Source organism: Nonomuraea sp. NPDC050556 (assembly GCF_044457355.1).
Classification (GTDB): Bacteria; Actinomycetota; Actinomycetes; order Streptosporangiales; family Streptosporangiaceae; genus Nonomuraea.
In genome coordinates this window covers 1,924,455-1,936,801 of record NZ_JBITGU010000002.1, presented here as the reverse complement: position 1 = coordinate 1,936,801, position 12,347 = coordinate 1,924,455, and the positions used below count along the sequence as shown (strand labels likewise).

The 12,347-nt window shown below is 68.5% G+C and carries 12 protein-coding genes; 11 read left to right on the top strand and 1 reads right to left on the bottom strand.

The features are described 5' to 3' along the window. Positions 1–4 precede the first annotated feature (4 nt). The 10 genes from ACIBG8_RS27275 to ACIBG8_RS27230 all read left to right on the top strand — a co-directional run bounded on the left by ACIBG8_RS27275 (position 5) and on the right by ACIBG8_RS27230 (position 10,015). The gene (locus ACIBG8_RS27275) at positions 5–1,213 is read left to right on the top strand and encodes a class I SAM-dependent methyltransferase (protein WP_397345779.1); all 1,209 of its coding nucleotides are present in this window, start codon (positions 5–7) and stop codon (positions 1,211–1,213) included. Continuing rightward, positions 1,210–1,989, top strand: a complete 780-nt coding sequence (locus ACIBG8_RS27270) for a glucose-1-phosphate cytidylyltransferase (protein ID WP_397345778.1) — start codon at positions 1,210–1,212, stop codon at positions 1,987–1,989. The genes ACIBG8_RS27275 and ACIBG8_RS27270 overlap by 4 nt, the downstream gene beginning before the upstream one ends. Next, entirely contained in the window at positions 1,986–2,633 is a 648-nt protein-coding gene (locus ACIBG8_RS27265; protein ID WP_397345777.1) for a PIG-L deacetylase family protein, read from the top strand. The genes ACIBG8_RS27270 and ACIBG8_RS27265 overlap by 4 nt, the downstream gene beginning before the upstream one ends. Continuing rightward, positions 2,633–3,652 carry an NAD-dependent epimerase/dehydratase family protein gene (locus tag ACIBG8_RS27260; protein ID WP_397345776.1) on the top strand — a complete coding sequence of 340 codons (1,020 nt, stop codon included), beginning with the start codon at positions 2,633–2,635 and terminating at the stop codon, positions 3,650–3,652. Before ACIBG8_RS27265 ends, ACIBG8_RS27260 begins: the two co-directional genes overlap by 1 nt. Continuing rightward, positions 3,649–4,881 carry a DUF4910 domain-containing protein gene (locus tag ACIBG8_RS27255; RefSeq protein WP_397345775.1) on the top strand — a complete coding sequence of 411 codons (1,233 nt, stop codon included), beginning with the start codon at positions 3,649–3,651 and terminating at the stop codon, positions 4,879–4,881. Before ACIBG8_RS27260 ends, ACIBG8_RS27255 begins: the two co-directional genes overlap by 4 nt. Further along, complete coding sequence (locus tag ACIBG8_RS27250; protein ID WP_397345774.1) at positions 4,878–5,855, top strand: hypothetical protein; 978 nt, start codon at positions 4,878–4,880, stop codon at positions 5,853–5,855. The genes ACIBG8_RS27255 and ACIBG8_RS27250 overlap by 4 nt, the downstream gene beginning before the upstream one ends. Positions 5,856–5,867: 12 nt before the next feature. Next, positions 5,868–7,343 (top strand): oligosaccharide flippase family protein, encoded by a 1,476-nt coding sequence (locus tag ACIBG8_RS27245; protein WP_397345773.1) that lies wholly within the window; start codon positions 5,868–5,870, stop codon positions 7,341–7,343. Positions 7,344–7,358: 15 nt separating this feature from the next. Beyond that, positions 7,359–8,225 carry a glycosyltransferase family 2 protein gene (locus tag ACIBG8_RS27240; RefSeq protein ID WP_397345772.1) on the top strand — a complete coding sequence of 289 codons (867 nt, stop codon included), beginning with the start codon at positions 7,359–7,361 and terminating at the stop codon, positions 8,223–8,225. 7 nt (positions 8,226–8,232) lie between these two features. After that, positions 8,233–9,054: a hypothetical protein gene (locus ACIBG8_RS27235; protein ID WP_397345771.1), complete on the top strand. Its 822-nt coding sequence runs from the start codon at positions 8,233–8,235 to the stop codon at positions 9,052–9,054. Between the two features lie 61 nt (positions 9,055–9,115). Next, positions 9,116–10,015, top strand: a complete 900-nt coding sequence (locus ACIBG8_RS27230; RefSeq protein ID WP_397345770.1) for a hypothetical protein — start codon at positions 9,116–9,118, stop codon at positions 10,013–10,015. Here the strand turns inward: ACIBG8_RS27230 and ACIBG8_RS27225 are convergent. Then, positions 10,008–11,102: an acyltransferase family protein gene (locus ACIBG8_RS27225; protein ID WP_397345769.1), complete on the bottom strand. Its 1,095-nt coding sequence runs from the start codon at positions 11,100–11,102 to the stop codon at positions 10,008–10,010. The genes ACIBG8_RS27230 and ACIBG8_RS27225 overlap by 8 nt on opposite strands. 292 nt (positions 11,103–11,394) lie before the next feature. On the opposite strand from ACIBG8_RS27225, the gene ACIBG8_RS27220 reads away from it, so the two are divergent. Beyond that, complete coding sequence (locus ACIBG8_RS27220; RefSeq protein ID WP_397345768.1) at positions 11,395–12,345, top strand: hypothetical protein; 951 nt, start codon at positions 11,395–11,397, stop codon at positions 12,343–12,345. Positions 12,346–12,347: the final 2 nt, after the last annotated feature.

Genomic DNA, 12,347 nt, shown 5'->3' with positions numbered 1-12,347 from the left:
AGGGATGACGTCATCATGCCGACTTTGCGGCTCCGCTGACCTGGCCAGCGTGGTGGATCTCGGGGCGACGCCGCCCTGCGAACTCTTCCTGACGGCGGCTCAGCTCGACATGCCGGAGATCAACTACCCGCTTCACCTGCGGGTTTGCCAGAGCTGCTGGCTGGCGCAGATCCCGCCGCTGATCACGCCGGAGGACACGTTCACGGAGTACGCGTACTTCGCGTCGTTCTCCGCCTCGTGGGTGGAGCACGCGCGGAAGTTCGTCTCCACGTCGTTGGAACGGTTGAAACCTTCCTTCGTCGTCGAGGTGGCGAGTAACGACGGCTACCTCCTGCAGCACGTCGTCGCCGAAGGGGTCAGGTGCCTGGGCATCGAGCCGTCGGCCAACGTGGGGCAGGCGGCCAAGGACAAGGGCGTGCCGACGCTCGGGGCGTTCCTGACGCCGGAGACCGGGGCGGCGGTGCGTGCCGAGCACGGGCCCGCCGATCTGGTGGTCGCCAACAACGTCTACGCGCACATTCCCGACCTGATCGGCTTCACCAAGGGGCTGCGCGCCCTGGTGGCCGACGACGGGTGGGTGTCCATCGAGGTGCAGCACCTGCTGACGCTGATGGAGCTGAACCAGTACGACACGATCTACCACGAGCACTTCCAGTACTACACGGTCGCCTCGGCGCAGCGCGCTCTGGCCAGTGGGGGACTGACGCTCGTGGACGTGGAGCTTCTCCCCACACACGGTGGCTCGATCCGCCTCTGGGCTCGTCCCCTGGGGGTGCCGAGCGACCGCGTCTCCGACGTCCTCGCGAAGGAGAAGGCCGCAGGACTGCACGACCTCTCCGGGTACACGGACTTCGGCGATCGGGTCGCCGCAGTCAAGCGTGACCTCCTGAGGTTCCTCATCGACGCGGCGGACGACGGCAAGACCGTCGTCGGCTACGGCGCGCCCGGCAAGGGCAACACCCTGCTCAACCACTGCGGCATCCGCTCGGACCTGCTGCAGTACACCGTCGACCGCAACCCCTACAAGCACGGCAGGTACACCCCGGGCACCAGGATCCCCATCCTGGAGCCGGAGCGGATCGCACACGACCGCCCCGACTACGTCCTCGTCCTGCCATGGAACCTGCGCGAAGAGCTGGCCGCACAGCTGTCCTACATCCACGAGTGGGGAGGCCGACTGGTCTTTCCCATCCCCCATCTGGAGGTCGTGTGAAGGTCGTTCTGTTCTGCGGAGGCTACGGCACGCGTATGCGGACCGGTGTCCCTGGCGAAGTGCCCAAACCCATGGCGCTCGTCGGCCCCCGCCCCCTCCTCTGGCACGTCATGCGCTACTACGCGCACTTCGGGCACAAGGAGTTCATCCTCTGCCTGGGCTACGGCGCCCACCACATCAAGGACTTCTTCCTCACCTACCAGGAAGCCACGTCCAACGACTTCGTCCTGCGCGGCGGCAAGGTCGAGCTGCTCTCGACCGACATCTCCGACTGGTCCATCTCGTTCGTGCAGACCGGTATCAACTCCCCGATCGGCGAACGGCTGCGCCGCGTCCGCGACCACCTCGACGGCGACGACATGTTCCTCGCCAACTACGCCGACGTGCTCAGCGACGCCCCGCTCCCCGAGATCATCGACCGCGTCGTCGATTCTGGCGCGGCCGCCTCGATGATGGTCGTCCCGCCGTCGCAGACCTTCCACTGCGTGGACGTCGGCGAGGACGGCATGGTCGGCGGCATCTCGCCGGTCAGCGAGATGCCCGTGTGGGTCAACGGCGGCTACTTCGTGCTGACCCAGGAGATCTTCGAGCACATCCCGGAGAACGGTGACCTGGTCGCCGACGGCTGCGTCGAGCTGGCCAAGCGCGGGCGCCTCCTTGCCTACCCGCACCGCGGCTACTGGCGGCCCACCGACACCGTGAACCAGCGCATGGAGCTGGACGAGGCGTACTCGCGCGGGCAACGTCCCTGGGCGCTGTGGGAACGGTCCCAATGATCGGCCTGCGCCCGGAAGGGCTGACAAGCATCGTCGCGCTCGCCGCCCACTGCGACGACCTCGCGATCGGCGCGGGCGGCAGCCTGCTGACGGCCTGCGCGGCGCACCCGGGCATCCGGGTGGACGCGCTGGTGCTGTCCGGCGGCGGCACCGAGCGTGAGGACGAGGAGCGCGCCGCGCTCGCCGCGTTCTGCCCGGGAGCCGAGCTGAGCGTCACCGTGCTGAAGTTGCCCGACGGCTACCTGCCCGCCCGCTGGGAAGAGGCGAAGGCGGCCGTCGAGGAACTGCGGAGCCGTACGGAACCCGACCTGATCTTCGCGCCGTGGCGCGGGGACGCCCACCAGGACCACCGGGGGCTGGCCAAGCTGGTGCCCACCGCCTTCAGGAACCACCTGGCGCTCGGCTACGAGATCGTCAAGTGGGACGGCGACCTCGGTGCGCCCAACCTCTACCAGCCGCTCGCGCCCGAGGTGGCCGAGCAGAAGGTGGACCTGCTGCAGCGCCACTACGCCTCGCAGCGCCACCGCGACTGGTACGACCGCGAGGCGTTCCTGGGGCTGGCGCGCATCCGTGGCATCGAGTGCCACGCGCGGTACGCCGAAGCCTTCCACGTGTCCAAGCTGACCGTCGATCTGGAGAACTGATGCGGGTACTTCTCACCGGCCACCAGGGCTACCTGGGCAGCGTGATGGCCCCGATGCTCGTCGCGGCGGGACACGAGGTGACCGGGCTGGACTCGGGCCTGTTCGCCGACTGCGTCCTCGGACCTGAGCCGGCCGCCGTCGAGACGCACGCGGTGGACCTGCGCGACGCCGGGCCCGAGCACGTGGCCGGGTTCGACGCGGTGATCCACCTGGCCGCGCTGTCCAACGACCCGCTCGGCGCGCTGGCGCCCGAGCTGACCTACGACATCAACCACCACGCCTCCACCCGGCTGGCCACGCTGGCCAGGGAGGCGGGCGTCAAGCGGTTCCTCTACGCCTCGACGTGCTCGGTCTACGGCGCTTCCGGCGGCGACGACCTGCTGGACGAGGACGCGCCGCTGCGCCCGGTCACGCCGTACGCGGAGTCGAAGGTGCGCGTCGAGGACGACCTGGTCGGGCTGGCCGACGACGACTTCACCCCGGTGTTCCTGCGCAACGCGACCGCCTTCGGCTTCTCGCCGCGACTGCGCGCGGACATCGTGCTGAACAACCTGGTCGGGCACGCGTTCCTGACCGGACAGGTGAAGGTGCTGTCGGACGGCACGCCGTGGCGCCCGCTGGTGCACGCGCGCGACATCGCCGACGCGTTCATCGCCGCGCTGTCCGCGCCGCGCGCAGCCGTACACGCCAAGGCCTTCAACGTCGGCACCGAGGTCAACAACGTGACCGTGGCCGAGATCGCCGCCGAGGTCGTCTCTGCCGTGCCCGGCTCGACGCTGGCCATCACCGGCGAGACCGGCGCCGACCCGCGCTCCTACCGCGTCGACTTCTCCAGGATCCGTACGGCGATGCCCGGCTACGAGGCGCGCTGGACGGTCAAGGAGGGCGCCGTGGAGCTCATCGACGCCTACCGGGCCAACGGCCTGACGCAGGAGGCGTTCGACCGCCGGTTCACCCGGCTGGCCAGGATCGCGGCCAGGCGCGAAGCGGGCACCGTCGACGAAACGTTGCGCCCATGAACATGCATGATCTGGTGCGCAGGCTCTACCCGCTGTGCAGGAGCATCACGGGCGACGGCCTGCGCGAGACGCTGCGGATCATCGGCGAGCACATCCCGCTGGAGATCACCGAGGTGCCGACGGGCACCGAGGTGCTCGACTGGACGATCCCCCGGGAGTGGAACATCCGCGACGCCCACATCAAGGGCGTCGTGGACTTCAAGGACTCCAACCTGCACGTGGTCGGCTACAGCGTCCCGGTCAACGCGACCATGACGCTGGAGGAGCTGCGCCCGCACCTGCACACGCTGCCCGACCAGCCCGACCTGATCCCGTACCGGACCAGCTACTACGCCGAGACGTGGGGCTTCTGCATGTCGCAGAACACCCTCGACGCGATGGGGCCGGGACCGTACGAGGTCATGATCGACTCCACGCTGGCCGACGGGCACCTGACCTACGGCGAGCACGTGGTGAGGGGCAGGAGCTCGGAAGAGGTCCTGATCTCCTGCCACGTCTGCCACCCGTCGCTGGCCAACGACAACCTGGCCGGGGTCGCCGTCGCCGTCGCGCTCGCGCAGCGGCTGAAGGACCCCTGGTACACCTACCGGTTCATCTTCGCGCCGGGCACCATCGGCGCGATCACGTGGCTGGCGCGCAACCGCGCCAGGACCGACCGCATCAAGCACGGCCTGACCCTGGCCTGCGCGGGCGACCCGGGACCGGTCACCTACAAGCGCAGCAGGCACGGCGACGCCGAGATCGACCAGGTGTTCGCCTACCTCCTGGACCGCCCGCTCCTGGACTTCTCGCCCTACGGCTACGACGAGCGGCAGTACGGCTCGCCCGGCTTCAACCTCCCGGTCGGCTCGCTGACCAGGACGCCCTACGGGAGCTACCCGGAGTACCACACCTCGGGCGACAACCCGGACTTCGTGCGCCCCGAGGCCATGGAGGACACGCTCGAAACGTTGTGGTCGGCCGTACGGATCCTGGAGGGCAACCGCACCTACCAGAACCTCAGCCCGTACGGCGAGCCGCAGCTCGGCAGGCGAGGCCTCTACGGCTCGCTGGGCGGGCGCAGCGACACGAAGCAAGCGCAGATGGCGATGTTGTGGGTGCTGAACCAGTCCGACGGGACCAACAGCCTCCTCGACATCGCGGAACGGTCCAGCCTGCCGTTCGAGGCGTTGGCCGAGGCGGCACAAGCCCTGCAGGAAGCGGGACTCGTGAAGGAGTGGGTGGGTTGAAGCCGGACCTTAAGGTTGGCGACGTCGTGGAGGTCCTCAGCGCCGAGGAGATCCTCGCCACGCTCGACGAGAGGGGAGAGCTCGACAACCTCCCTTTCATGCCGGAGATGCTGCGCTACTGCGGGCAGAAGCTCACCGTGCACAGGGTCGCCAACAAACTCTGCGACACGATGACCAGGACCGGCATGCGCCGCATGGACGACGCCGTCCACTTGACGGCTGCGCGTTGCGACGGCTCGGCGCACGGAGGCTGCGGAACCGCCTGCCTGCTGTACTTCAAGACCGCGTGGTTGAAGAAGTCCTCCGGGCAGCCCACCACGCAGACGATCGTCCCCGAACGTCCTTTACTCCCTCTCCTGGAGGTCAACACCAGGAAGGAGCCAGGACCGGAGGGCGAGGAGCGCTTCAGCTGCCAGGCGACCGAGCTGCTGCGCGCCGCCCCTGAGCGCCTGCCGTTCCGCGACGTGAGCCAGTACGTCACCGACATCAGGGTGGGCAACGCGGGCGTCTTCTCGACCATCCGCACGATCTTCTTCGGGCTGTTCAACCGCTACCAGCGGCTGTCCAGGAAGTTCCCCGCCTGGCTGCGGATCAGGGGCGGCATGGCCTGGGGCTTCGTGAAGCCCGGCCCGCACACGGGTCCTGCGCCGGTCGGCATCACCGACCTGCAGCCGGGCGAGCTGGTGCGGATCAAGTCGAGGGACGAGATCGTCGCCACGCTCACCACGAAGGGCTTCAACCGCGGCCTCGGCTTCGAAGAGGACATGGCTCGCTCCTGCGGGCGCACGGCCAGGGTCACCGCCAGGGTCGAGCGCTGCATCGACGAGAAGACCGGCGCGATGCTGGAGATGAAGAACCCCTGCATCGCCCTCGACGACATCGTCTGCGACGGCGTATACAAATCAAACTGCCCGCGTGCGTTCATCCCGTTCTGGCGAGAGAACTGGCTGGAGCGGATCGACGAGCCGAGCTAGGAAGGGCGGGGCATGGAAGAGCAATCCGGCCCGGACATCAGCGACATCGGGCGTAAAGCGGGCCGAGGAGCCATCTGGAGCTTCCTCGGCACGCTGGTCACCCGCGCGGGCTCGTTCATCCTGGGCCTGATCCTGGCCAGACTCCTTGCCCCGGAGGATTTCGGCACCTACGCGGTGGCTCTGGCCGCCACGCAGTTCGTCATGGTGGTCAAGGACGTCGGCGTGATGTCGGCCGTCGTGCAGTGGCGCGGCCGATTAGAGGACATCGCGCCCACGGCGACGACCCTCACGATGGTCTCCGCGCTCGGGCTCTACGGCGTCTTCTTCGTCGGCGCCCCCTACTTCTCGGCGCTGGCGGGCAGCGCGGACGCGACCGACGTGGTGCGGATCCTCACCGCGGTCATCCTCGTCGAGGCGGTCACCGCCGTGCGCAGCGCGGCGCTGCTGCGGTGGTTCCGCACGGGCAAGAACGCCAAGGCGGTGCTGGCCGGGTTCCTGGTCAACGCGCCCGTCGCGATCGTGCTCGCACTCAACGGGGCCGGGCCGTACAGCTTCGCGTGGGGTCAGCTCGCCGGGGCCGTGGTCACCGGGGTGTTCATGCTGATCTACGCGCGCCTGCCGTACCGGTTCGGGTTCGACAGGGAGATCGCGGGCAAGCTGCTGCGCTTCGGCATCCCGTCGGCTGCGGGCATCGCGCTGGAGATCACGCTGCTCAACGTGGGCTACATCATCGTCGGCAACATCATGGGCGACGTCTGGCTGGGCTTCTACCTGATGGCGTTCAACGTCTCCAGCTGGGTGCCCGGCATCATCGGCAGCGCCATCAGGATGGTGTCCATCGCCGGGTTCTCCCGCCTCGCCGAGCGCGACGAGGAGTCGCTGTCGCTGGGCGTGCAGAAGAGCCTGCCGCTGCTGATCACCATGATCCTGCCGCTCGCCGTGGTCATGGGGGTGCTCGCGCACCCGCTGATCATCCTCATCTACGGCGAGAAGTGGGAGCTGGCGGCGGGCGTGCTGCGCTTCCTCGCCGTGCTGATGGTGGTGCGCATGCTCACCTCCTTCGCCCTCGACATCCTCAACGGCCAGGGCGCCACCCGCTCGACGGTGTGGATGAACCTCGGCCACGCGGCCGCGATGATCCCGGCCGTGATCGTCGGCACCCACCTGGACGGCATCCGCGGCGCCGCGATCGGCCAGGCGACGGCCGCCGTGCTCGTCGCCCTCCCGCTCGCGGTCCTGGCTGTCAGGCGGGCCGGGGTACGGCTGGCGCCGGCGCTGCCCGCACTCGTCCGTCCCGCGCTCGGCGCCCTGCTCAGCGCGATCGTCGCGCTGGGGCTGTCCGCCGTGACGGTGGACATCCCGTTCGTGCAGCTCGTCGTGGCCGGCGGCGGAGCGATGCTGGCGTACCTCCTGGTCGTGGTGACCCGCGACCAGGTCCATCTGGTGAGCGATCGCCTCGGGCGGCTGCTTCCCGCCCGCGCAAGGTGAGGTTGAGGAGAAGCGATGTTGGTGTCCATCGGAATCCCGGTCCGCAACGGCGCGGATCGCCTGGAGGCCGCCGTGCGGTCGGTCCTGGCGCAGGACCATGCCGACATCGAGGTGGTGATCTCGGACAACGACTCCACGGACGACACCGAGGAGGTCTGCCGCGAGCTCGCCAGGCAGGACAGCCGCATCGCCTACTACAGGCAGTCGCGCAACCTGCAGGTGATCGGGAACTTTGTCGAGGTGCTGAACCGCTCGCGCGGCGAGTACTTCCGCTGGCTGGGCGACGACGACATCCTCGAACCCACCTACGTCTCGCGCAGCGTGGAACCGTTCCTGGACGACGACCGGCTCATCCTGGTCACCTCCGACATGACCTACACCGCGGGTGACGGCAGCATCCACCAGCCGCAGTACCGCGGCAAAGGCATGCTCTCCGACGACCCGGTCGACCGCCTCGACGAGCTGTGGGACGTCGTCACCACCGAGCACCACGGGCTCGACCCGCTCTACGGGCTGATGCGCCGCGACCGGGTGGCAGCCGTGCCCAGGCCGCTGATGATCCGCGAGGACGAGGTCTACGCCACCATGCTCGCGCTGACCGCGCCGTGGGGGCACGTGCCCGAGATGCTCGCGCACCGCAACCTGCGCGAGCGCCGGCTGACCGGGATCGCGTCGGCGCTGGGCGTTCCGCGCTGGACCGCGCACTTCGCCACCACCTTGCAATTCAGGGCGATGTACCGGGCCCTGCGCATCACCGAGCTCTCGGCCGAGCAGCGCAGCCGCGCCCGCGGCGTGCTCCTGCGCACCTACTGGCGCAGGCAGCAGCAGATGCTGGCCCACCGCAGCCGCAAGCTCGCCCGCGTCGTCTCTCTGAAAGGGTGAATCCCCGTTGTTGATTCGCATCGTGCGGCTGCTCATGCAGCCGGGCCGGATCCTGCTGGCCGTCATGAAACGCCTGCCGTTCGGCTCCCACCAGACGCGCTGCGCGCTCGACCTCTACCCGCGCCCGCACTACGCGTACGGCGTGCAGCAGGCGGCCGAGCTCGCCAGGCGGCTGGGCGTGGCCAGGATCAGCGTGGTGGAGTTCGGCGTGGCCGGCGGCGCGGGCATCGTGGAGCTCAACAAGATGGCCGCACTGACGACCGCGGCCTCCGGCGTCAAGATCGACGTGTACGGCTTCGACACGGGGGCCGGGCTGCCCAAGCCGACCGACCACCGGGACCTGCCCTACATCTGGCGCGAGGGCGACTTCGTGATGGACGTGCCCGCCCTGCGCGCGCGGCTGGGCAAGGCCAAGCTGATCCTCGGCAACATCGAGGACACCGTGGGCGAGTTCCTGGACACCGAGCGCCCCGCGCCGATCGGATTCGTCTCCATCGACGTGGACTTCTACTCCTCGACGGCCGCCGCGCTCAAGCTGTTCGGTGGGGACCACAAATATTTCCTGCCCAGGGTTTTCTGCTACCTGGACGACACCGTCGGTGACGACGACCAGATCATCCACAATGACTATGTCGGCGAGCTCAGCGCGATCCGGGAGTTCAACGAGGACAACGACGAGATGAAGCTCGCGCCGATCCATGGTCTGCGGCACAAGCGCCCCGTTCCGGCCCCCTGGAACGACAATATTCAGGCGCTGCACCGCTTCGACCACCCGGATTACGGACAGTACGTCGGTAAGCCGGACACGCAGACACAATTGCCGCTGTAACGAATTACCGGGCTAATGCGAGAGAGTGAAAAAGAGCAAACTGGGGGGAGAAAATCTCGCTATGTCCGTTATTTTATCCAACAGCCGTGTCAACGATGACGCCCGGCGTCGGATGCTCTTCCAGGGGGACGTCTTCCTCTATGGGGCCACCCCGGCCTCGAGCAAGCTGATCGAGTTCGCTCGTGAGCTGACCGAGGAGGCGTTCGGCAACCGCGACCCGCAGACCGCGCAGCACGAGATGCCGGTCGAGGAGTTCGCGGCCCTGCTCGCCGAGCTCAAGCCGCGCTTCATCCACCACCCCACCTGCAAGAAACTCCTCCCGGCCGTCATGGACGAGCTGGGCATGTCGCAGGACGAGACCTACTTCGACGTGCCGAGGCTGCGCACGTCGACGTCCGACCACTACCTCGACTCGGGCATCTCCTACGCCTACCACCCGCATCGCGACTGCTGGTACGCGGCGCCGTTCTGCCAGGTCAACTGGTGGATCCCGGTCTACGAGGTAGTGCAGGAAAACGTTTTCGCCCTGCACCCGCAGTATTTCGACAAGCCCGTGCGCAACGGCAGCGGCCGCTACGACTACGCCGACTGGACGGCCGTCAGCCGCCCGGAGGCCGCCAAGCACATCCACAGCGACACCCGCGACCAGCCCAAGCCCGAGGAGGAGGTCGACCTCGAGACCGACCAGCTGCGGCTCGTTCCCGAGCCCGGCGGGATCATGATGTTCTCGGGGGCGCACCTGCACTCCACCGTCGCCAACACCTCGGGCAGGACGCGGTTCAGCATTGATTTCCGTACGGTGCACATCGACGACGTCGAGACGCGCCGATCGGCGCCGAACGTCGACGCCACCTGCAGAGGAACCACGCTGCGTGACTTCTACCGCGCCTCCGACCTGGAGCGCATCCCGGAGAGGCTCGCCGCGGAGTACGAGGCCGAGGCCCTGGCCAAGGTCACGTGAACCTGGCGCGTACGGCTTCGCGCAGGCCCTTCCAGCTGCGGTGCCGCTGGAAGGGCAGCTCGAAGACCGAGGCGAACAACCACGCGGCTGCCACGCACACCGGCACGGCCACGGCGAGCATGACGAGGAACGTCGGCACCCCGCTGCCGCCGACGAACTTGTGGAGCATCACCACGATCGGCGAGTGGATCAGGTAGAGGCTGTAGGAGAACGAGCCCAGCCGGCGCAGCGGCCGCGTGTCGAGCAGCCGCACCAGCCAGATCGGCTTCCCGGTCGCCACCCCCACCAGCAGCAGCCCGGCAGCGGGGCCGATGGCCAGGTCCACCCAGAAGAACTGCCCGACCACCCACACCGGTCCGGCGAACACGATCAGCGCCAGCACAGGGACGGCGGCAGCCGCCGCGAACCAGTGCCATGGCAGCCGCTCGACCCGCTCGGAAGCCCGGACGATCCCCGCGCACACCGCCCCCATCGCGAACAGCGCGGCGAACTGCGGCGTGAACCTCATCAGCAGCTCCACAGCGGGCACGGCCGGCGCCAGCGCCCCCACGACGACCACGATCGCCGTCACGGAGCCGAGCATGACCGCCGCGCCCCACCTGCGCAGGACCAGCAACATCAGCGGCAGCGCGAAGTAGAGCTGCGCCTCCACGGCGATCGACCAGAGCGCGCCGTTGGGGCTCGGCGAGCCGAACACGTCCTGCAGCAGCAGCCCGAAGATCACCACCGACTTGCCCGTGGGCACCGGCTGGCCCGGCTGCGGGATGACCGTCCAGGCGACGATGAGGCTGAACGCCAGCGCCGCCCAGTAGGGCGGCAGGATGCGCCAGGCGCGCCGCTGCGCGAACGTGCGGGCGCTGCCGAGCTGCCAGTCGTGGCGCGCGGGGGAGACGCCCAGCGAGAAACCCGACAGCACGATGAAGATCACAACGGCGAAATGGCCGTACAGCAACCAGCTCGACCAGGCAGGCGCGCCATTGACTGGAAAGCCGGGAAAAGGTAACAGCCAGCAGTGGTGGAGAACGACGAACAGCGCGGCCAGTCCGCGTATACCGTCGAGCCCTACGAGCCTTCCCCGAGTCGCCACACGCTCTTGCGTCAGTCCCACAGGAAGCCCCCGTCGCCGTAGTCGTAGGGTCTATCGGTCCGACCGCCCAGGATGTAACGGTTCTTCGGAAACTTGTAACGAACGGACCACCGTTGGCGATGATCCTCTATAGGGCAAGCACGCTGACGCGGGGGAACGTAACAACATGGAGTTCTGGAAGGCGATTTTTGGTCTTCTCCGACGAATTCTGATAGGACCACCGCTGGTTCTGCTGGCAGTGGCAGTTGGCGTCGGGGCATTCTTCGTAGTTCAACCCAAGTACACGGCCGACGTGTCGATCGTCCTGGCCACACCGGTGAACGGCGGCACCGTCAACACCGACAAGACCAAGCAGGGGCTCACCAACCCCTTCCTCTCCTTCAACGACGCCCTGAAGATCGGGGCCAGCATCGTCATCCTCTCGATGAACACGCAGGACGTCTGGACGCAGCTGGGGGCGCCGAAGGACGGTCCGACGGAGATCACGATCAACGACGGGCGCACCAACCCGAACGTGCTGGACATCAGCGGGCCGTACATCTACATCCAGGTCGCCAGCGACTCGCCGGAGAAGGCCTCGCAGGTGCTCATGACGGCGCGCAAGCGGGTGGCCAGCGAACTGTACAAGTGGCAGAAGGCGCTGGGCGCGCCGGCCAACACGTTCATCACGTCCACCGACATCGTGCCGCCGTCCAGGCCCGAGGCCGACCACAGCTCCAGGGTGGAGGCGGCGATCGGCGGGGGCGTGGTGGCGCTGCTGCTCGGGCTGGCCATCGCGTACGGCGTGACCAGGCGCCGGGCCCCCCGGCCGGTGAAGGACCCTGAGGACGCACCTCCGGCGGCGGAGACGGCCCCGGTTTCTGAGACCCCGCCCGCGACCGCCCCGGGGACCGTTCCAACGAATGGGACGGCGAACGGGACGGTGGGCGCGAAGGCCTCAGCGCCCGTGAAGGCCCCAGCGCCTGCCAAGGCGCCCGAGCCCCTGAAGGCGCCCGAGCCCCTGAAGGCGCCCGAGCCCCTGAAGGCGGCCGAGCCTCTGAAGGCGCCGGAGCCTGTGAAGGCGCCGGAGCCCGTGAAGGCGCCGGAGCCCGCCATCCCCGCGGCCATCTCCGAGCCCTTCACCAAGATGCCCCCGCTCCCCGCCGACGACGACAGCTCCTCCACCATGGAGTTCCCCGCCTACCGCGCGGAGGACCTCTCGACGGTGCCGGGGAAGGCGCGCCACGACGACGGCGGGGAGTGAGA

Bases quoted from the DNA above. Each gene is read 5' to 3' on its own strand.
- ACIBG8_RS27275 (WP_397345779.1), top strand. From the start codon at position 5: ATGACGTCATCATGCCGACTTTGCGGCTCCGCTGACCTGGCCAGCGTG.
- ACIBG8_RS27265 (WP_397345777.1), top strand. From the start codon at position 1,986: ATGATCGGCCTGCGCCCGGAAGGGCTGACAAGCATCGTCGCGCTCGCC.
- ACIBG8_RS27260 (WP_397345776.1), top strand. From the start codon at position 2,633: ATGCGGGTACTTCTCACCGGCCACCAGGGCTACCTGGGCAGCGTGATG.
- ACIBG8_RS27255 (WP_397345775.1), top strand. From the start codon at position 3,649: ATGAACATGCATGATCTGGTGCGCAGGCTCTACCCGCTGTGCAGGAGC.
- ACIBG8_RS27245 (WP_397345773.1), top strand. From the start codon at position 5,868: ATGGAAGAGCAATCCGGCCCGGACATCAGCGACATCGGGCGTAAAGCG.
- ACIBG8_RS27240 (WP_397345772.1), top strand. From the start codon at position 7,359: ATGTTGGTGTCCATCGGAATCCCGGTCCGCAACGGCGCGGATCGCCTG.
- ACIBG8_RS27230 (WP_397345770.1), top strand. From the start codon at position 9,116: ATGTCCGTTATTTTATCCAACAGCCGTGTCAACGATGACGCCCGGCGT.